This is a genomic window from Streptomyces sp. NPDC001744, from assembly GCF_042892575.1.
In the GTDB taxonomy this organism is placed as follows: Bacteria; Actinomycetota; Actinomycetes; order Streptomycetales; family Streptomycetaceae; genus Streptomyces.
Window position 1 is genome coordinate 19,679 of the sequence record NZ_JBIAUG010000030.1, and the last position, 17,723, is coordinate 37,401.

A 17,723-nucleotide genomic window follows, 5' to 3' on the forward strand; every position below is an offset into this window, starting at 1 on the left:
GGAACCGGCCGTGCGGGGGAACGGTCCGGCCGACGCTTTTCGGCCCCGCCACCTTCCCAACGGGCGCTAGAGCCGCCTTCGAGTGCGGGTGGCTAGCGTCCACGGACATGACGCACTCATCCAGCAGTGACAGGGCACGGCGCACGGTCGTCGTCACCGGCGGCGGTACGGGCATCGGGCGGGCGACCGCGCGGGCCTTCGCCGCCGGCGGCGACGAGGTCCTGGTCGTGGGACGCACCGCCCGGACCCTCGCGGAGACGGCGGCCGGGCACGCCGGCGTCCGGACCCTGACGGCCGACATCACGGCACCGGACGCCGCGGAGCGGGTCGTGGCGGCGGCGGTGGAGCACTCCGGCCGGATCGACGTGCTCGTGCACAACGCCGCGGCCGTGCTGCCCGAGCCGGCCGGGTCCCTCACCCCCGGGAGCGTGCGGACCCAGGTGGAGACGAACCTCCTCGCGCCGCTGTTCCTGACGCGGGCGGCGGTGCCCGCCCTGGCGGCCGCCGGCGGCACGGTGGTGTGCGTGGGCACCGCGGCCGTGCTGGGCCGCAGGGCGTTCCCCGGGCTCTCCGTGTACGGGGCCACCAAGGCCGCGATGGACTTCCTGGTCCGCACCTGGGCGGTGGAGCTCGCGCCGCGCGGCATCCGCGCGGTGGGCGTCGCCCCGGGCGAGACCGACACGGGGATCGGCGAGCGCATGGGCTGGAGCGCCGGGGAGATCGCCCGCCACCAGGCGGAGGCGGCCGCCCGCACGCCCTCGGGCCGGGTGGGCCGCCCCGAGGACGTGGCGTGGTGGATCGTCCGGCTGGCGCGGCCCGAGGCGGGTTACGCCAGCGGCACGGTGGTGGCGGTCGACGGCGGCGCCTCGGTCGTCTGACGGGCCGAGGCCGCCATCCGCTCCAGGACCGGTACGACGTCGTTCGGCGTCGGCTCGGCGAGGACCTCGGCGCGCACCTTCGCGGCCGCCTCGGTGAAGGAGGGCTCCTCAAGCAGCCGCAGGACCGCGGCGCGCAGCCCGTCCACGGTCAGTTCGTGGGCGGGCAGGCACAGCCCGTACCCCAGCTCCTCCACCCGGCGGGCCTTGGCGACCGTGTCCCATCCGTAGGGGAGCAGGATCTGCGGCACGCCGTGGAGTTCGGCCGTGGAGCGGGTGCCGATGCCGCCGTGGTGGACGACGGCCGCGCAGGTGGGCAGCAGGTCGTTGAGCGGTACGAAGTCGACCGGGCGGACGTTGGCGGGGAGGGTGCCGAGGTCCTCGCGGGCCTGCGCGCCGAGGGTGGCGACGATCTCGGCGTCCACGTCGGCGAGCGCGTCGAGGGCCGAGGCGAAGGAGAAGGTGGCGTGGTCGATCTCGCCGGAGACCCCCAGGGTCAGGCAGACCCGGGGCCGTTCGGCCGGTGCCCGCAGCCAGTCCGGCACCACGGAGGCGCCGTTGTGCGGGACGTAGCGCACGCCGACCGTGGGCAGGCCGAGGTCGAAGCGGGAGCCGGGCGGGGTGACGTCCACGGTCCACTGGCCGGTGACCATCTCCTCGTCGAAGCCGAGACCGGGCTCGTACCGGTCCATCACCCGGCCCAGCCACTCCGCGGTGGGGTCCTGGGCGGTCCCGGGCGGCAGCTCCGCGTTCAGGCGGAGGAACTCCTGCCGGGCCCGGACGGTGATGTCCATGCCGTGCAGCAGGCGGGCGTGCGCGGCTCCCGCGGCGCGGGCGACGACGGCGCCGGCGAAGGTGTGCTGCTCCCAGACGACCAGGTCGGGGCGCCAGTGCCGGGCGTAGGCCACCAGGTCGTCGAGCATCGGGTCGTTGCTCACCGAGGCGTACAGGGCGGGCACCGCGACGGCTTCGAGGGCGAGCAGCGACTCGTGGGTCCACCGGGAGCGGTCCTCGCCGGTGAAGTCGAAGCCCTGCACGAGTCCGGAGCCCTCTTCGAGGATCTGGCCGAGGAGGTCGGGCGCCCACGGGTCGTTGACATACCAGTCGGTGACGCCGACGGGCACGGCGGTCAGGCCCGCCGCGGTGATCTGGTCGGTCAGGTCGGGGTGGCTCGCCACCCGCACCTCGTGGCCGGCGGTCCGCAGCGCGGAGGCCAGCGGCACCATCGAGAAGTAGTGGGTGTTGTGCGGGAAGGAGACGAACAGCACCTTCATCGGGCGTGCTCCGCCCTGATGGACAGCGCGTGGCTGAAGACGTCGCGGGGGTCCCAGGCGGCCTTGATCCGCTGGAGCCGGGGGTAGGCGTCCTTGTAGTAGAGGCGGTGCCAGGGCACTCCGGAGGTGTTCCACCGCGGGTCGGCCGTGTCGATGTCGGAGTAGTTGATGTAGCAGCCGTCGGTGTCGCGGCGGCCCGGCACCGGGACGCCCCCGGTCGACGCGAACAGGTCGCGGTACATCCGGCGCAGCCAGTCGACGGCCTCGGGGTCCGCGGCGGGGTCCTGCCAGGTGTTCATGTAGATCGCCTTGATGACCGAGTCGCGGTGCGGGGAGGCGGTGGCGCCGTCCGCGACCGTGTTGATCCGGCCGCCGTAGGACTGGAAGGTCACGTTGGCGAAGTCGTGCCGGTTGCCGGTGCTGTTGAGGTACCGGTAGAGGACGTCGGCCTGGGCGTCGTCGTGACCGCGGCGCAGGTACGCCGACTTGAGCTTGTGGCGACCGACGTCGCTGTCCTGGGCGCCGGCCAGGTACTCGGCGGCCTCGATCCAGGGCTTGGCGCTGATGCCGGAGATCTGGGGGGAGCCGCCCACGCCGTCGGCGACGGCGCGGAGGTAGTCCCGGAGCAGGCGTTCGGCGTCCGGCCGGGTGCCGTCCATGTAGGCGTAGCAGTTGGCCGCCGGGCCGGGGTCGCCGGTCTCGGGGCGTCCGTAGAAGACCAGTCCGCTGTACAGCCCGGCGTACGGGGAGTCGGCGTCGCTGTGCTGCTCGTGCCAGCGGCCGTGGTTGCGGACCAGACGGCGGTACGACGCCCGGTCCATGCCCTCGCGGGGGAAGCGGACCATGCCGGCCAGGATCTCGCCGGGCGGGCGGGGCAGCAGCCGGGACGGGTCCGCGCAGTGGCGGGGGGCGTCGGGCGAACGGAACCAGTAGCGGGTGACGAGGCCGAAGTTGCCGCCGCCGCCTCCGGTGTGGGCCCACCACAGGTCGCGGTGGGGGTCCGTCCGCTCCCGGGTCGCGACGACCGCGCGGGCCCGGCCGGCGGCGTCGACGACGACCACCTCGACGGCGTACAGGTGGTCCGAGGCGAGGCCGAGGGCGCGTGACAGCGCGCCGTAGCCGCCGCCGGCGATGTGGCCGCCCATGCCCACGGTGGCGCTGGTGCCGCCGGGCAGGACGACGCCCCACCCGTAGTAGAGCTTCTTGTACACGTCCATCAGCTGGGCGCCGGCCTCGACCATGAAGGCGCGGCGGCGGGCGTCGTAGGTGACGGCGTCCATCCGGCCGAGGTCGAGGACGAGGCGGACGGCCGGGTCGCCGGCGACGTTCTCGTAGCAGTGGGCCCCGCTGCGGACCGCGATCCGCCTGCCCGCGCGGACGGCGTCGCCGACCGCGCGCACCGCCTCCGCGGTGGTGGTGACGAGCCGGAAGGCGTCCGGTCGCGCGGTGAACCTCTTGTTGCTGCCGCGCGTCGACAGGGAGGCGTACCGCGGGTCGTCGGGCGTGATGAGCGTCCCCCCGCCCCCGGGGGCGGGGGGTGTCCCGGGGGCGGGGGCGTCCTGGGCGTGGGCGGGGACGATGCCGACGGCGGCGAGCCCGGCGGTGGCGCCCGCCGTGAGAGTGCCGGAGACGAAGCTCCGGCGGCTGGGAACGGTCATCGTTCACCTTTCTCGGTGGCTGTTCCGGTGGGGCGCTCACCCCGCCCGCGTACTGCCGCCGATGCTCGGGGCAACGGCCGCAGTACGGCTCGGGTACCGCTGGAGCCGCCGGGCCGGGGGCCGTGTCGACCGCGGCTCGAGAGGGGTTCCCCAGACTGTGGCGGGTCGTAGCCATGTCACACGTTCCCTGCCAGGAGACCGGATGAAGACCGATGGACGCACCGCGCCGGACCCCGCCGCCCCGATCAGCGCGCGGGCGCTGGCGGTGGAGGGGGCCTTCGTGTTCACGCCGCGGGTGCACCGCGACGGGCGGGGGATCTTCACCTCCCCGCTCCAGGGCGAGGAGTTCGCCCGGACCGTGGGCCACCCGATGCCCGTCGTGCAGACGAACCACAACCGGTCGGCGCGGGGGGTGCTGCGCGGGGTGCACTTCACCACCACCCCGCCCGGCCAGGCGAAGTACGTGCACTGCGCGCGGGGCCGGGCGACGGATTTCGTGATCGACCTGCGGCTGGGCTCCCCCACGTTCGGCGCCTGGGACACGGTGGAGATGGACACGGAGTCCTTCCGCTCCGTCTACCTGCCGGTCGGGGTGGGACACGCGTTCCTGGCCCTGGAGGACGACACGGTGATGTCCTACCTGGTGTCGTCCCCCTACCGGCCGGGGCTGGAGCAGTCCCTCGACCCGTTCGACCCGGACCTCGCCCTGCCGTGGCCCGAGGGCCTCGTGCCGACCCTCTCGGAGCGGGACGCCCGTGCCGTCGGGCTGGCCGAGGCCCGGAAACTGGGCATGCTCCCCCGGTACGAGGACTGCCTGGCGGTCACCGACGGCTACGCGTGAACCGGGGCCGTCCCGGCCGGCCGTCCCGTGCGGGCGGCGGCCGGGTCGGCCCGGTCGGCGGGCAGGAAGCCGAGCAGGGCGAGGAGCGTGCGCGCCTCCACGTTCAGATGGCTCCCGTGCCGGACGAAGCCGATGAGCTGGCGCACGGTCATCCAGGCGAACTGCGGCGGCACCCGGAGCGGGAAGTCCTCGTCCGTCTCGACGAGCGCGTAGCGGATGCGGGCGTGGTAGAAGCGCCCGCCCTCCTCGGACTGCACGGTGTCGAACCGGATCCGGTCGGGCCGGGCGGACAGCACCTCGTCCAGGAACTCCAGGCGGGGCGCGGGGCCCCCGCCGTCCCGCGCGCCGGGGGCGTAGTCGGCGGGCTGGCACTGCACGGTCGGGGCCAGCTCGACGCGGGCCAGCGCCCCGGTCTCCACGCGCGCCTGCACGAGCAGGTGCAGCACCCCGTCCACCCGTTTCGCCAGGAAGGCCGCCACGCCCTGGCTGTTCGGCATGAACATGGGCTGGGACCAGCCGGGCACCTCGCGGCGGGACTCCTCCACCCGTACGCCGAGGACGGTGAAGTGGCGGCCCTCGTCATGGGCGATGACCCCGTCGCGCATCGACCACCTCGTGGTCTGCGCCAGGGGGACGGGCCGGCGGGTGAGGGTGCAGCGCTCCTTGGCCAGCGCCAGGTGCCGCAGCAGCGTGGTGGTGTCGTGCAGGCGCCGGCCCTGCGGTTCCCACGAGGCGGCCAGCGCGCCGTGGAACGAGTCGGGGTCGGGTGCGGGGCGGGAGGGCCCGCCGGGCGGGCGCAGGCCGACGGCGCCGGAGAGCACCGTGCGCGTGTCCATGTTGATCAGGTCGTCGGTCTGGAGCAGTTCGGCGATCTGGTCGAAGGAGAGCCAGCAGAACTCCTCCAGGACGGGGACGTCCTCGTCGGTGAGGACGATCATGTTGCGGTTGCGCTTGGCGAGGAACCAGGCCGCCTGTTCGGACTGCAGGGCGTCGGAGAGGACCCGGCCCCGGCCCGGCGCGAGGAAGTGGTCGAGGTAGGGCACCGGGCGTCCGCCGTGCACCCCGGTGTAGTTGCTCCGGGTGGCCTGGACGGTCGGCGAGAGCTGGACCGGGACGGCGTTGCCCGGCTCCATCTTCGCCTGGAGCAGGCAGTGCGGGACTCCGCCGAACTCCTTGACCAGGATGCCGAGGACGCCCTGTTCCGGCTGGACGAGGATCGGCTGCCGCCAGGCGTCCACGGCGCGGCCCGAACGCGTGACGTCGAGTCCCTGGACGGAGAAGAACCGGCCGCTGCGGTGGACCAGGTTCCCGGTCCCCTCCTCCGTCACCCAGCCGTCCAGCCGGTCCAGCGGGACCCTCGTCACCTCGCACGCCTGCACCTCGCAGACCTGTTCGAACCAGCGGTGGAATTCCGTCGTGCTGGAGAACATGCGGGCCCTCTCGTCGGGTCGGCCGCGACAGCCGCGGCGGCCGCCAGCAGCCTCGCCGACGCCGCTCGCCCCCTTCTCGATCCGGGATCGAGCCGGGATCGAGCCGCCCCGGACACCGTGGGCCCGTTCGAGTCCGGCCGAGGACGAGTGGAGTACGGACATGCCTGTTCCCCCCGACGGGGTTCCCGCCGCGCCGCCCGCGCCCGGAGCGGAGCGGGCCCCCGGCCCGGTGCTGCGCCTGGGCGTGCTCGGCTGCGCCGGGTTCGCGCGCCGCCGGATGCTGCCCGCGATGGCCGCCCACGGCGGCGTGGAGCTCCGGGCCGTCGCCAGCCGGTCGGCCGGACGGGCCCGGGACACCGCGGCGCCCTACGGCGCCCGGCCGGTCACCGGGTACGCGGAGCTGCTCGCCGACCCCTCGCTGGACGCCGTGTACCTGCCGCTGCCGGCCGCGCTGCACGCCGAGTGGGTGGAGGCGGCCCTGGAGGCCGGCAAGCACGTCCTGGCCGAGAAGCCGCTGACGACGGACGCGGCGCGGACCCGCGCGCTCCTGGAGCGGGCCCGGACCCTCGGCCTGGTGCTGCGCGAGAACACGATGTTCGTCCACCACGGCCAGCACGCCGTGGCGCGCCGGCTGCTGGCCGACGGGGCGATCGGGGAACCGCGCGCGCTGCACGCCGCGTTCACGGTGCCCGCGCCCGCGGAGGGGGACATCCGTTACGACCCGGAGCTGGGCGGCGGCTGCCTCGCCGACATCGGCCTGTACCCGGTGCGGGCCGCGGTGCACCTGCTCGGCACGGAGCTCGACGTGGCCGGCGCGGTGCTGTCGGCCGCGCCGGGGCGGCGGGTGGAGACCTCCGGCGCCGCGCTGCTGCGCCGGGCCGACGGCGTCGGCGCACAGCTCACCTTCGGCATGGAGCACGCCTACCGGTCGCGCTACGAACTGTGGGGCAGCGAGGGGCGGATCACCGTGGACCGGGCGTTCACCCCGGCCGCCGACCACCGCCCCCGGCTGCTCGTCGAACGGGCCTCGGGCACCGAGACGGTGACCCTGCCGGCCGAGGACCAGGCGGCGGCGTCCCTCACCGCGTTCGCCGCCGCCGTGCACGGCCGGCGGGCCGGCGCCGGCGACGAGGCGGAGCTGCTGGCCCAGGCGGACCTGATCGAGCGGATCCGGCGGGCGGCGGCCCCGTGGGGCGTCCCGCGCGGCTGAGCCGGCGGGCCGCGCGCCGCCCGCCGCGCGCGGGGTCTCAGGCGAGGCAGCGGGGAAGGCCGCCGTTGTACTCGGTCATCTCGCGCAGCGCCGTCTCCATGACGGGCATCGGCAGCGGTTCCGCGGCGCCGGTGCCCGCCAGTTCCGCGAAGGCGCGGTGCAGGTTGGGGACCAGTCGCTCGGGGTCGAGGAGTTCGGCGTACGGCCCGAGGTCGGCCTCCCGGGCGGTCTCGATCGGGGTGAGGCCGGCGGCGCGGCCCCGCTCGGCCAGCTCCAGGACCAGCCGCAGGTAGCCCTCCACGGTGTCGAGGACCTCGGGGCCGGAGACCGGGCCGTGGCCGGGGACGATCGTGGTCGCGCCGAGGGCGCGGAGCCGCTCCAGGACCGCCAGGGAGCCCTCGATCGATCCCATCAGGCAGAACGGCGTCACTCCCGACATCACCAGGTCCCCGGCGAACAGGACCCGCTGTTCGGGCAGCCACACCACGGAGTCGTTGGAGGTGTGGGCGCGCGGCCCCATGTGCACCACCTCGGCGCGGACCGAGCCGACGTGGAGGGTGAGGGCGTCCCGGTAGGTGACGGCCGGCGGCACCAGTTCGACGGCTCCCCACTCCACGTCGGGCCACAGGCCCGTCAGGTGCAGGCCGGCGGCGATCATCTCCGACCGGGTGCGCTCGTGGCCGATGACCAGCGCCTCGGGGAAGAGGAAGTTGCCGAAGGCGTGGTCGCCGTGGAAGTGGCTGTTGACGACGGCCTTCGGGGGGGCCGGGTTCAGGCGCAGCGCCGCCTCGCGCAGGGCGCGGGCCCGGGATTCGGTGGCGACGGTGTCGACGAGGACGCTCTGCCCCTCGGAGACGATCACGCCGGCGTTGTTCAGGCACCATCCGCCGGGCGGCTGGACGAAGGCGTGGACGCCGTCGGCCATCTCGGCCGCCCGTGCGGGTGGTGGCGCGGGGGTGGTGACGGGGGTGGTGGTACGTGACGGCACGGCCGGTCTCCTCACACGGGTGCGGCGGACGTGCCGAGTCTGCTCGGGGCCGCTCGCAGCGCGGTCGAAGGTCCGCTGAGGAGCGGCGGGCCGGCCGGGGTCAGAGCTGGTCGCCCCAGCCGCCCTGGATCATGGTCTGGAAGGCCCAGGTGCCGTCCTTCCTGACGAGGACGTCCGCGTAGTGCGTGCGCTGCTCCTCGCCGTCCACGGTCATGACGCAGTCGGTGAAGACCACCGCCATCGCCGCGGAGAGGAAGACGGGGGTGCGGGTGGAGGAGAAGGAGACCCCCTCCCCCATGACGTGCTTCATGGTCTCGACGAACTGCCGCCGGTCCCACTGCGCGGAACGGCCGTGGCCCCGGGAGTCGTCGCTGACGAGGTTGAGCGGGAAGACGGCCATGTCGGCCATGTCCTCGATCCGGCAGGCGGTGCAGTGGGAGTCGTACTCCGCGAACCACGCCTCCAGGGAGGCGCGGTCCTCCGCGGTCGGGGCGTAGCCGGTGTCGACGGGAAGGGTCACAGTACGCCTCCAGCGTGCTGGTCAACTTTTACTAGAGTGACCGACCGTACACGCCGCGCAACCGAAAAAGGGGTCGCCCGTTCCGCGTGTCGTCCCGGCTCCAACGAGGCTCCGGTGTACCTCCACGGGGCCCGGAGAGGCTCGACCGGACGTGCAACGACTGCTACCCGATGGGGGTTTCGCGAGATGACGCAGACAACGGTCGGCCAGCCGGCGGTTTCGGCTCTTCAGAAGGCCGTGCAGGGCGCGGCGGACCGCCTCGTCGAGGCGGGTGCGGCGGGTGTCCAGTTCCGGGTCGCCCGCGGCGACGAGGCGTTCGTCGTGACCTCGGGCATCGCCGAGCTGGGCACCGACCGGCCGGTGCCGGCCGACGGCCGCTTCCGGATCTCCTGCATCACCAAGCCGTTCGTGGCGGTGGTGGTGCTCCAGCTGGTCGCCGAGGGGAAGCTCGCCCTCGACGACACCGTGGAGAGCCACCTGCCCGGCCTGCTGCCGTACGGCGAGAAGATCACCATCCGCAACCTGATGCAGCACACCAGCGGCCTGTACAACTACTCGGACTCGTTCCAGAAGCCGGGCGACCGGTTCCTGCGCGACCGCTACAAGCACTACGAGCCGACGGACCTGATCGCCATCGCCGCGGCCAAGCCGCTGGAGTTCGAGCCGGGCACCAAGTTCGCGTACTGCAACACCAACTACTTCATCATCGGCCTGCTGATCGAGAAGATCACCGGCCGCTCCTACCGCACGGAGATCACCGAGCGGGTGCTGGAGCCGCTGGAGCTGAAGGAGACGGTGCTGCCGGGCGACGACCCGAACCTCCCCGGCCCGCACGCCCGCGGCTACATGCAGATCGGCGGCGAGGCGGTGGACGTCACGCTGATGAACCCGTCCGAGGCCGGCTGCGCGGGCGAGATCATCTCCACCACCCGCGACCTGGACACCTTCTTCTCGGCCCTGTTCTCCGGAAAGCTGCTGAACGAGCCGGAGTTCGCCGAGATGACCACGCCGCTGCCCCCGGAGATGATCGAGAACCTCCCGATGGGCATCGGCTACGGCCTGGGCATCATGAAGCTGCAGAACGACGACGACCTCGACCTGTGGGGCCACGGCGCCGGCATCCCCGGCTACGCCACCCTCGCGGCCACCACCCGCGACCTGTCGGCCCGCGTCCAGCTGTCGTTCACCATCGGCGACAAGGACTTCGGTCCGGAGGCCGAGCAGGCCGTCATCCGCGGCGTCAACGTCGCCCTGTGCTCCTGAGGCCGGCGATGACACGGGCGACGCCTTCCGGCGACAGGGCCGTCGTCGTCACCGGCGGCGGCACCGGGATCGGCGCCGCGACCGCCCGCGCGTTCGCCGAGGACGGCGCCCGGGTCCTGGTCGTCGGCCGGACCGCGGCGAACCTGAAGGAGACCGCGGCGGGCCACGAGCGGATACGGACGATGACCGCGGACGTCCACGACGAGGACGCGCCGGGGCTGATCGTGCAGCGGGCGCTGGAGGAGTTCGGCCGGCTCGACGTCCTGGTCAACAACGCCGCCGTCACCGGGTTCGCCACCCTCGACGGCCTGGAGCGGGACACGGTCCGGGCCCAGCTCGGCACGAACCTGCTGGCGCCGGTCTTCCTCGCCCAGGCCGCCCTGGACGCCCTGGAGGAGACCCGGGGCGTGGTGGTCAACGTCAGCTCGGCCGGTTCGCTGGGCCGCCGGGCCTGGCCGGAGAACTCCGTGTACGGCATGACCAAGGTGGCGCTGGACTTCCTCACCCGCACCTGGGCGGTGGAACTGGCGCCGCGCGGCATCCGCTCCGTGGGCATCGCGCCCGGCGTCGTGGACACCGGCGTCGGCGTGCGGGCCGGAATGCCCGAGGACGCCTACCGGGGCTTCCTGGAGCAGATGGCCGGACGCATCCCGGCCGGCCGGGTGGGCCGCCCCGAGGAGATCGCCTGGTGGATCGTGCAGCTGGCGTCCCCCGAGGCGGCGTACGCCAACGGCACCGTCCTGGCCGTGGACGGCGCCCTGTCGGTGACCTGAGGCCGCCGGCGACGCACCCACCGCGCCCGGCCGGGACGTCCCGGCCGGGCGCGGTGCCGTACGCGCCGGTCCCCCGGCCGGCGACGAGGAAGGCGGCACCCCGGAGGCCCGGGGTGCCGCCTTCCTCGGTGTTCAGCGGGCGACGGTGGCCGTCACGTAGCGGACGGGCACGTCGATGCGGACGGGGCCGCCGTCCTCGCGCAGGGCGTCGAGGGCGGTGACGAGCCGCGCGCGCAGGGCGGCGGCCTCCTCCCGGGGCAGGTGCTGCCACAGCAGCCGCATGCCCTGCGTGTGCGACCAGTCCACCCACGCCTCGCCGGACACCGCGGTCATCCGGACGTTCTCGTCGGTGATCCGCACGTCCGTGAAGCCGGCCTTCTCCAGGGCGGCCGTGAGGTCCGCGGGCTCCTCCAGCCAGGAGTGCAGCTGCCGGTGGAGCTGCTCCGGGTGCCAGGCCGCCGGCAGGTGCTCCAGCAGGGACATCGGGATCAGCTCGGTGAACATCGGGGGCAGGAAGGGGAAGGTGTCGCGGGTGAAGACGGGGCTGGTGAAGGCGATCCGGCCGCCGTCGCGCAGCAGCCCGGCGTAACGGGCGAGGGCCGCCCGGGCGTCCGGCAGGAAGATCACGCTGTAACTGCCGAGCACCAGGTCGAAGGAGCGGGCCGGCAGGTCGGGGTGCTCGCCGTCCATCACGCGCAGGTCGACGTTGCGGATGCCCTGGCGGCCGGCCTCCCGGCCGGCCTCCTCGATCATCGCCTCCGCGATGTCGATGCCCAGCGCGGTGCCCTCCGGACCGATCCGCGCGGCAGCGGGCAGCAGGGTGGCGCCGAGGCCGCAGCCGACGTCCAGGACCCGCAGGCCCGGTCGCGGATCGGCCAGCTCCACCAGCCTGCGGCCCATCGGCGTGAAGAACTCCACGCCCAGCCGGTCGTAGGTCGCGGCGGCCTCGTTGAAGGCGTCGGTCACTTTCGTCTTGTACAGCGCGCTGTCCACATTCGACTCCGTCTTCTCGTGGTGGGGTTGGGGCGTGCGTGGGCGGGGAACCGCTGCCGGCCCCATCCTGCGGACCGCGCCACGGGGCGCACTGGAGTGCCCGTCGAGGCGCGGCCGGTGCCGGGTCAGGCGCGGGCCTCGTCCAGCCGTGCGCACCACGCCGCCGGGCTGGGCGCGCGGAGCAGGCCGGTGCCGATCAGCAGGCCCTGGAAACCGGCGTCCAGGAGCAGGGCGGCCCGGTCGGGGTCGGCGATGCCACTGGCGCTCACCGCGCAGCGGGTGCCGGTCCGCAGGACGGCGGGCAGCAGGTCCGTGCTGCGGTCCCCGTCCCCCGGGAACCGTTCGCGGGTGGCGATGTCCTTGTTGTTCACGGCGACGACGCAGTGGGGTCCGGGCGGCACCGCGGCGGCCTCCGCCTCGTCGGCGACCTCCACGAAGGGGGTCAGCCCGAGCTCCAGGGCCTGCGCGGCCAGCCGGGCGAGGACGCCCGCCGGCAGCAGCTTCGCGGTCAGCAGCACCGCCGAGGCGCCGAGTTCGCGGGTGCGGAGGAGCTGGCCGCGGCCGGTGACGAAGTCCTTGCGCAGCAGGGGCAGGTCGGTGAGCGCGGCGACCTCGGCGAGCAGTTCCTCGGTGCCGCCGAACCAGTGTCCGGTGACCACCGAGACGCAGGGCGCGCCCGCCTCCTCGTAGAGGGCGACGACCTCGGCCACCGACCGGCCGCCCAGCAGGTCGTTGCCGTCGGCGTCCTGTCGCTTGACCTCCATGATCAGGGGGCGGTCGGCGGAGGTGAGCGCTTCGGCGAAGGTCGGGGTCATGACGCCTTCCAGGCGTGGACGAGGTCCGCCGTCCGTGCCCCGTCGAGCAGGCCGGCGTCGCCCCGGACGGCGGAGTCCACGTCGATGCCGAGGAAGCCGGGGTGCGCGAGGGTCGCGCCGAACCGGTCCCGGTTGGCGTGGCGCAGGCCGCCCGCGAGCAGGAAGGAGCGTGTCGTCCGGTCGGCCAGGGCGGTCACCGTGCGGTCGTCCAGGGTGTGGCCGGTGCTGCCGACCCGCCCGTCGGTGGTGACGGCGTCCAGCAGGAACAGGTCGGTGCCGGCCCGTTCGTAGGCCCCGATCAGGCCGGCCTCCGGGCAGGCGCCGTCGCGGACGTGCAGCACCTTGACGACGCGCGTCCGCCCGGGGAGTTCCGCCCGCAGGGCCCGGACCACGGCGGGCGGCTGGTATCCGTGGAGCTGGATCCAGTCGGTGCCGACGGCGGTGGCGGTCCGGGCCAGGGCCGAGGGGTCGGAGCCGAAGGTGACCAGTACGGACCGCAGCCGGCCGGTGGTCCGGGCCTCGGCGGCCAGCGCGGCCAGCCGGCCGGCGGACAGGTCCGCGTGCCCGCCGGGGACGCCGTGCCACAGGCCGACGAGGTCCGCGCCGGCCCCGGCGACGGCCCTGACCTCCTCCGCGGTGGTCGCACCGCAGACCTTGACGAGCATCAGGCCGTCGCCGTGTCGTGGGCGTCCCGGACGAGGGAGCCGCCGGCGAAACGGGGGGTCCCGTCCTGGAACAGTCCCGGGTGCGCGGCCCGCAGGTCGGCGATGACCCAGTCGTAGGGCAGGTCGTCGAACTCGCCGTGGAAGCGCAGGAACTCCATCTGCTGCCGCCCCCGCTCGTCGAAGGGGTGGAAGAGGCTGTCGGCCGTGCCGTCGAACTCCAGCGGGGCCATCCGGTACAGCCGGCACAGCGTCCGGTTGAAGACGGGGGTCGCCTTCACCCAGCGGTCCTCCAGGTGCACGGCGGTCAGGGCGTGCTGGTGGAACACGTCGCCGCCGATCAGCTGCTTGAGCCGGGCGGAGGCGAGGTGGTTGCGCACGTCGGTGAGGACCAGGCGGGCGGGGACCCCCAGCGAGCGCAGACCGGCGGTGTACAGCACCGACTTGTGCAGGCACATGCCGGAGCCGCCGGTCGCCACCCGGCTCGCGCGCAGTCCCTCGCGGGACAGGTCCGCCCCGTACACCTCGTAGCGGATGCCGTCGCGGACGGCGTAGTACAGCGCCACCGCCCGCTCGGTGGGGGTGGTGGCGTCCGCCGGGACGGCGTCGCGGACGAAGGCGCGGACCTCGGGGCTCTCGTGGTCGATGAACTCGGTCGCGGCCAGGTCCCCGGTGGCCACGGCGGCGGATCCGGAAGGGGGTTTCATGGTGGCGTCGTCCGTTTCTTTCGGTGCCGGGTTTCACAGGTCGAGCATCGAGGCGAGGCGGTTGCGCTGGATCTCGGAGGTGCCGGAGTAGATGGTTCCGCCGACCGCGTTGCGCAGCTCCTTCTCGATGCCGTGTTCGGCCATGTAGCCGTTGCCGCCGAAGATCTGTACGGCGGCGAGCGCCGAGGCGAGGTTCGCCTCGCTGGTGACGAGCTTGGCGATGGCCACGTCCTTGGCGGCGTTCTCGCCGGCGACGAGCTTGCGGGCGGCGGAGAACAGCCAGTGGCGGGCGGTCTCCACGCCGATCTCCATGTCCACGATCTTGTGGGAGACGGCCTGGTAGGAGCCGATGGGTTTGCCGAACTGGACGCGGTCGCGGGCGTACCGGACGCACCGTTCGACGCGGTCGCGCATCTCCCCCGCGTTGACGGCGAAGGAGCAGAGGACCTCCCAGCGCATCACGTGGTCCAGGACGAGGAAGCCGCCGCCCGGACGGCCGATCACCCGTGAGGCGGGGACGCGGCAGTCGGTGAAGAACAATTCGCTCAGCGGCGAGGTGCGCAGCCCCATCTTGGCGATCGGCGTGCCGACCGTCAGGCCGGGAGTGTCGCGGTCCACCAGGAACGCGGTGATGCTCAGCGGGCCGGGGCGGTCGCTGGTCCGGGCGTAGACGGTGATCAGGTCGGCCACCGGCCCGTTGCTGACGAACGCCTTGCTGCCGTTGAGGACGTAGGAGTCGCCGTCGCGGACCGCCCGGGTGCGCATGGCCAGGGCGTCCGAACCGCTGTCCGGCTCGCTGATGGCGTGCGCGCCGATGAGTTCGCCGGAGCACAGGCGCGGCAGGTGGCGCTCCTTCAGCTCGTCCGAGCCGAACCTCTGCAGCGGGACGCCGGTGCTGACGACGTGGCTGGTCACGGAGAAGTTCAGCCCGGCGTCGCGGCAGCCCTGTCCGAGGCCCTCCAGGACGTACATGGTGGTCACCAGGTCCTGGCCGAGCCCTCCCCAGCGCTCCTCGAAGGGCAGGCCGAGGATGCCCGTGGCACGCAGCAGGTCCCACTGTTCCCGGGGGAAGGCCGCACGGGCGTCGCGCTCGACGTGCCCTTCGCTGATCCTGCCCAGCAGCGGCCGCAGTCCCTCGCGCAGCCGCCGCTGGTCGTCGGTCCAGGAGGTCATCAGTACTGGGAGAACTCGGGGGAGTCGAGGTTGTGCACCTCGTCGCCGCGCAGGGCCGGGGAGAAGACGCAGACCAGGCGCAGGTCCTCGTGCGGGCTGGCGATCAGCCAGTGCGCGTCGTGCTGGTCGAGGGCGTAGAGGGTGCCCGGCGTGATGGGGTACGAGTCGCCTTCGGTGTCCACGACCTCTCCGCTGCCCTCGACGCAGTAGCAGGCTTCCAGGTGGCGGCGGTATTCCAGGCGGGACTTGGTGCCGGCCCGCACGATGGTGTCGGTGACGGTGTAGCCCAGGCCGTCGGCGGCGGTGAGGAACCGGCGGCTGACGCCGTTGCCCCAGTCGACGCAGCGCACGTCTTCGAGCTTGCGGACGATCATGGTGGACTTCCTTTCGTGGGGTGTTCAGGGATGCGGGCGGCGCAGTTCCCGTACGAAGGAGGCGAACTCCCCTACGGGGTCGCGCCCTTGGGAGAGGGCGTGTTCGATGCGGGCGACGCCGGCGCTGCCGACGACCGCCGCGTCCGCGCCGAGGTCCTCCAGCGCGGCGACATCGGCCCGGGTGCGGACGCCGAAGCCGACCGCGACCGGGGAGGTGGTCCCGGCGCGCAGCGCGGTGAGCGCGGCGGCCAGGCGGTCCGGGGCGGCCGTCGCGCGCGTGCCGCTGCGGCCGTAGTGGGCGACCAGGTAGACGTAGGCGGAGGCGTGCCGGGCGGCCTCGGCGACGGTCCGCGGGTCGGAGACCGCGTAGCAGGTGGTGACGAGCGGCAGTCCGGCGTCGTGGGCGGCCGCGTACTGGGCGGCGCGGAGCCGGGGCGGCAGCCCGTGCAGCAGCAGGGCGTCGCAGCCGGCGTCGGCGACGGAGCGCGCGAAGTGCCCCAGGTCGGTGCCCCTGACGCTGTGGCTCCAGTCCGCGAGCAGGGCGACGCGCAGCCGGCGCAGGGACGGCCGGACGGCGGCGACCGCGTCGAGGACGGACTCCAGGGTGGTTCCGCCGGCCAGCGCGCGGTCGGCGGAGCGGCGGATCACCGGTCCGTCGGTGGCGGATCCGGGGAACGGGACGGCGAGTTCCAGGCAGTCGACGTCGTGGTCGTCGAGCATCGCGGCGAGTTCCGGCAGTGCGGCGAGGGGCGGGTCGCCGGCGTTGGCGAACACCGCCAGTCCCGGCCGCCCCGGGCGCCGCCCGGCGAAGAAGCCGGGGCGGGTGCCGGGGGGCGGGGCCGCGAGCGGCGCGGTGTCAGGCATGCGCGGCCTCCAGGGACCGCAGCCGCTCGACCCGGGCGAGGGCCGAGCCGTCCCGCAGCACGGCGTCGGCGGCCGCCAGCGCCTCGTGCCAGTCCCCCGTCAGCCGGCCGGCCACGGCGAGCGCCGCGGCGTTGAGGCAGACCGTCTCGCGGGCCGTCCGGCCGCACCGCCCGGCGAGCACGTCGAGGAACAGCTCGGCGCCGCGGTCCGCGCCGCCCTCGGCCGCGGCGAGGTCGGACAGCCGGCCGGTGCCCAGTCCGAGCGCGCCGGGGGCCAGTTCGAACTCGCTCCCGGCGCCGTCCTCGTAGGCCCGGACCGTGTTGGCGGTGAACCCGAGCAGTTCGTCGGCGCCGGTTTCGTTGGCGGCCAGCCAGACGGACCGGCCGGTGGCGCGCGAGACGTGTTCGGCGGCGTGGCCCAGCGCCTCCAGGTGCCGGGGCCTGGAGACGCCCGTCACCTGGGCGGCGACCGGCATGTCGGCGAGGAAGGGGCCGAGGGTGTTGACGAAGGGGCCCAGCCGGCGGATGTCCAGCGGCGTCACCGCCCGGGCGAGGAGGGAGATCTCCCGCGGGTAGACGAAGAACCCGGCGAAGGCGATGCCGCAGTGGTCGAGGACCGCCCGGGTGTGCTCGTACGAGGTGGTCGGGGTGATGCCGAGCCGGGTGAGCAGGTCGATGGAGCCGAAGCGGCTCGTGTAGGCCCGCGAGCCGGTCTTGACGACGGGGACGCCCATGGCCGCGGCGACGAAGGCGGCCGCGGTGGAGATGTTGAAGGTGGCCGGGCCGCCGCCGGTGCCGACGATGTTGACGGCGCCGGCGAAGGGGGCGGCGGGGCGGGGCGGCCGGCGCTCGTCCAGGGACTCGAGGAGTCCGTGCAGGGTGACGCGGTCGGGCATCCGGGTGGACAGCGAGGCGAGGAGGGCCGCGGCTTCACCACGGAGCAGGCCACCGGCGTGCAGCCGGTCCCAGAACGACCGCCAGACCGGCAGTTCCACGGGGTGGTCGCGGCCGATGAGCGAGACGACGGCCTCGTGCATGGCTACGCGGCCCCGGCGTTCTTGGACGCGGACCGCTCGATGAACGCGGTGATCGACGCGACCGTGGTGAAGGACTCCGGGTCGAGGTCGACCGTGTCGGCGTCGATGCCGTAGCGGTCCTCCAGCCAGGCGATCACCTTGAGCAGTCCGAGGCTGTCGACGACGCCGTTCTCCAGGAGGTCGTGGTCGTCGGTCAGCTCGCCGGCGGGGACGTCGGGCAGGAACTCCTCGACGATGAACGTCCTGACGGCCTGGGCGTGGGTCATG

At 74.1% G+C, this 17,723-nt stretch carries 19 protein-coding genes; 5 read left to right on the top strand and 14 right to left on the bottom strand.

All coding sequences use genetic code 11. The features are described from left to right. The first annotated feature begins 107 nt into the window (after positions 1-107). On the top strand, positions 108-878 hold the full coding sequence (locus ACFYZY_RS27645) for an SDR family NAD(P)-dependent oxidoreductase (protein ID WP_388699381.1): 771 nt from the start codon (positions 108-110) through the stop codon (positions 876-878). Here ACFYZY_RS27645 and ACFYZY_RS27650 read toward each other — a convergent pair. Beyond that, the gene (locus ACFYZY_RS27650; RefSeq protein WP_388699384.1) at positions 827-2,149 is read right to left on the bottom strand and encodes an activator-dependent family glycosyltransferase; all 1,323 of its coding nucleotides are present in this window, start codon (positions 2,147-2,149) and stop codon (positions 827-829) included. The genes ACFYZY_RS27645 and ACFYZY_RS27650 overlap by 52 nt on opposite strands. Continuing rightward, positions 2,146-3,807, bottom strand: a complete 1,662-nt coding sequence (locus tag ACFYZY_RS27655; protein WP_388699387.1) for an FAD-binding protein — start codon at positions 3,805-3,807, stop codon at positions 2,146-2,148. Before ACFYZY_RS27655 ends, ACFYZY_RS27650 begins: the two co-directional genes overlap by 4 nt. A 202-nt stretch (positions 3,808-4,009) precedes the next feature. Between ACFYZY_RS27655 and ACFYZY_RS27660 the strand changes: the two genes are divergently transcribed. After that, entirely contained in the window at positions 4,010-4,648 is a 639-nt protein-coding gene (locus ACFYZY_RS27660; protein ID WP_388699390.1) for a dTDP-4-dehydrorhamnose 3,5-epimerase family protein, read from the top strand. Here the strand turns inward: ACFYZY_RS27660 and ACFYZY_RS27665 are convergent. Next, positions 4,639-6,240 carry an NDP-hexose 2,3-dehydratase family protein gene (locus tag ACFYZY_RS27665; RefSeq protein WP_388699393.1) on the bottom strand — a complete coding sequence of 534 codons (1,602 nt, stop codon included), beginning with the start codon at positions 6,238-6,240 and terminating at the stop codon, positions 4,639-4,641. The genes ACFYZY_RS27660 and ACFYZY_RS27665 overlap by 10 nt on opposite strands. Here ACFYZY_RS27665 and ACFYZY_RS27670 point away from each other — a divergent pair. Further along, positions 6,239-7,288, top strand: a complete 1,050-nt coding sequence (locus ACFYZY_RS27670; RefSeq protein ID WP_388699396.1) for a Gfo/Idh/MocA family protein — start codon at positions 6,239-6,241, stop codon at positions 7,286-7,288. The genes ACFYZY_RS27665 and ACFYZY_RS27670 overlap by 2 nt on opposite strands. Positions 7,289-7,325: 37 nt before the next feature. Here ACFYZY_RS27670 and ACFYZY_RS27675 read toward each other — a convergent pair whose 3' ends face one another. Next, a complete protein-coding gene (locus ACFYZY_RS27675; protein WP_388699399.1) occupies positions 7,326-8,276 on the bottom strand; it encodes an MBL fold metallo-hydrolase in 951 nt (316 codons plus the stop codon). A 100-nt stretch (positions 8,277-8,376) separates the two neighbouring features. Continuing rightward, positions 8,377-8,796 carry a nuclear transport factor 2 family protein gene (locus ACFYZY_RS27680; RefSeq protein WP_388699402.1) on the bottom strand — a complete coding sequence of 140 codons (420 nt, stop codon included), beginning with the start codon at positions 8,794-8,796 and terminating at the stop codon, positions 8,377-8,379. Positions 8,797-8,982: 186 nt separating this feature from the next. On the opposite strand from ACFYZY_RS27680, the gene ACFYZY_RS27685 reads away from it, so the two are divergent. After that, a complete protein-coding gene (locus ACFYZY_RS27685; protein ID WP_388699405.1) occupies positions 8,983-10,059 on the top strand; it encodes a serine hydrolase domain-containing protein in 1,077 nt (358 codons plus the stop codon). An 8-nt stretch (positions 10,060-10,067) separates the two neighbouring features. Next, positions 10,068-10,832 (top strand): SDR family NAD(P)-dependent oxidoreductase, encoded by a 765-nt coding sequence (locus tag ACFYZY_RS27690; protein WP_388699483.1) that lies wholly within the window; start codon positions 10,068-10,070, stop codon positions 10,830-10,832. Positions 10,833-10,964: 132 nt separating this feature from the next. Here the strand turns inward: ACFYZY_RS27690 and ACFYZY_RS27695 are convergent, their stop codons facing one another. The 9 genes from ACFYZY_RS27695 to ACFYZY_RS27735 all read right to left on the bottom strand — a co-directional run bounded on the left by ACFYZY_RS27695 (position 10,965) and on the right by ACFYZY_RS27735 (position 17,722). Then, positions 10,965-11,825: a class I SAM-dependent methyltransferase gene (locus ACFYZY_RS27695; RefSeq protein ID WP_388699407.1), complete on the bottom strand. Its 861-nt coding sequence runs from the start codon at positions 11,823-11,825 to the stop codon at positions 10,965-10,967. A gap of 125 nt (positions 11,826-11,950) precedes the next feature. Next, positions 11,951-12,640: an indole-3-glycerol-phosphate synthase gene (locus ACFYZY_RS27700; protein ID WP_388699409.1), complete on the bottom strand. Its 690-nt coding sequence runs from the start codon at positions 12,638-12,640 to the stop codon at positions 11,951-11,953. Next, the gene (locus ACFYZY_RS27705) at positions 12,637-13,305 is read right to left on the bottom strand and encodes an N-(5'-phosphoribosyl)anthranilate isomerase (protein WP_388699412.1); all 669 of its coding nucleotides are present in this window, start codon (positions 13,303-13,305) and stop codon (positions 12,637-12,639) included. The genes ACFYZY_RS27700 and ACFYZY_RS27705 overlap by 4 nt, the downstream gene beginning before the upstream one ends. Next, positions 13,305-14,009 carry a transglutaminase family protein gene (locus ACFYZY_RS27710; protein WP_388699415.1) on the bottom strand — a complete coding sequence of 235 codons (705 nt, stop codon included), beginning with the start codon at positions 14,007-14,009 and terminating at the stop codon, positions 13,305-13,307. Before ACFYZY_RS27710 ends, ACFYZY_RS27705 begins: the two co-directional genes overlap by 1 nt. A gap of 33 nt (positions 14,010-14,042) precedes the next feature. Then, entirely contained in the window at positions 14,043-15,182 is a 1,140-nt protein-coding gene (locus tag ACFYZY_RS27715) for an acyl-CoA dehydrogenase family protein (protein WP_388699417.1), read from the bottom strand. Further along, positions 15,182-15,556, bottom strand: a complete 375-nt coding sequence (locus ACFYZY_RS27720) for an ectoine synthase (RefSeq protein WP_388699420.1) — start codon at positions 15,554-15,556, stop codon at positions 15,182-15,184. The genes ACFYZY_RS27715 and ACFYZY_RS27720 overlap by 1 nt, the downstream gene beginning before the upstream one ends. Before the next feature lie 24 nt (positions 15,557-15,580). Next, positions 15,581-16,420 (bottom strand): tryptophan synthase subunit alpha, encoded by an 840-nt coding sequence (gene trpA, locus ACFYZY_RS27725; RefSeq protein WP_388699423.1) that lies wholly within the window; start codon positions 16,418-16,420, stop codon positions 15,581-15,583. Next, the gene (locus ACFYZY_RS27730; RefSeq protein WP_388699426.1) at positions 16,413-17,456 is read right to left on the bottom strand and encodes an anthranilate phosphoribosyltransferase; all 1,044 of its coding nucleotides are present in this window, start codon (positions 17,454-17,456) and stop codon (positions 16,413-16,415) included. The genes trpA and ACFYZY_RS27730 overlap by 8 nt, the downstream gene beginning before the upstream one ends. A gap of 2 nt (positions 17,457-17,458) precedes the next feature. After that, the gene (locus tag ACFYZY_RS27735; protein ID WP_388699429.1) at positions 17,459-17,722 is read right to left on the bottom strand and encodes an acyl carrier protein; all 264 of its coding nucleotides are present in this window, start codon (positions 17,720-17,722) and stop codon (positions 17,459-17,461) included. Position 17,723 lies beyond the last annotated feature (1 nt).

Bases quoted from the DNA above. Each gene is read 5' to 3' on its own strand.
- trpA (WP_388699423.1), bottom strand. From the start codon at position 16,420: ATGCCTGACACCGCGCCGCTCGCGGCCCCGCCCCCCGGCACCCGCCCC.
- ACFYZY_RS27710 (WP_388699415.1), bottom strand. From the start codon at position 14,009: ATGAAACCCCCTTCCGGATCCGCCGCCGTGGCCACCGGGGACCTGGCC.
- ACFYZY_RS27735 (WP_388699429.1), bottom strand. From the start codon at position 17,722: ATGACCCACGCCCAGGCCGTCAGGACGTTCATCGTCGAGGAGTTCCTG.
- ACFYZY_RS27685 (WP_388699405.1), top strand. From the start codon at position 8,983: ATGACGCAGACAACGGTCGGCCAGCCGGCGGTTTCGGCTCTTCAGAAG.
- ACFYZY_RS27730 (WP_388699426.1), bottom strand. From the start codon at position 17,456: ATGCACGAGGCCGTCGTCTCGCTCATCGGCCGCGACCACCCCGTGGAA.
- ACFYZY_RS27670 (WP_388699396.1), top strand. From the start codon at position 6,239: ATGCCTGTTCCCCCCGACGGGGTTCCCGCCGCGCCGCCCGCGCCCGGA.
- ACFYZY_RS27645 (WP_388699381.1), top strand. From the start codon at position 108: ATGACGCACTCATCCAGCAGTGACAGGGCACGGCGCACGGTCGTCGTC.
- ACFYZY_RS27690 (WP_388699483.1), top strand. From the start codon at position 10,068: ATGACACGGGCGACGCCTTCCGGCGACAGGGCCGTCGTCGTCACCGGC.
- ACFYZY_RS27650 (WP_388699384.1), bottom strand. From the start codon at position 2,149: ATGAAGGTGCTGTTCGTCTCCTTCCCGCACAACACCCACTACTTCTCG.
- ACFYZY_RS27655 (WP_388699387.1), bottom strand. From the start codon at position 3,807: ATGACCGTTCCCAGCCGCCGGAGCTTCGTCTCCGGCACTCTCACGGCG.
- ACFYZY_RS27665 (WP_388699393.1), bottom strand. From the start codon at position 6,240: ATGTCCGTACTCCACTCGTCCTCGGCCGGACTCGAACGGGCCCACGGT.
- ACFYZY_RS27720 (WP_388699420.1), bottom strand. From the start codon at position 15,556: ATGATCGTCCGCAAGCTCGAAGACGTGCGCTGCGTCGACTGGGGCAAC.
- ACFYZY_RS27700 (WP_388699409.1), bottom strand. From the start codon at position 12,640: ATGACCCCGACCTTCGCCGAAGCGCTCACCTCCGCCGACCGCCCCCTG.
- ACFYZY_RS27715 (WP_388699417.1), bottom strand. From the start codon at position 15,182: ATGACCTCCTGGACCGACGACCAGCGGCGGCTGCGCGAGGGACTGCGG.
- ACFYZY_RS27660 (WP_388699390.1), top strand. From the start codon at position 4,010: ATGAAGACCGATGGACGCACCGCGCCGGACCCCGCCGCCCCGATCAGC.
- ACFYZY_RS27705 (WP_388699412.1), bottom strand. From the start codon at position 13,305: ATGCTCGTCAAGGTCTGCGGTGCGACCACCGCGGAGGAGGTCAGGGCC.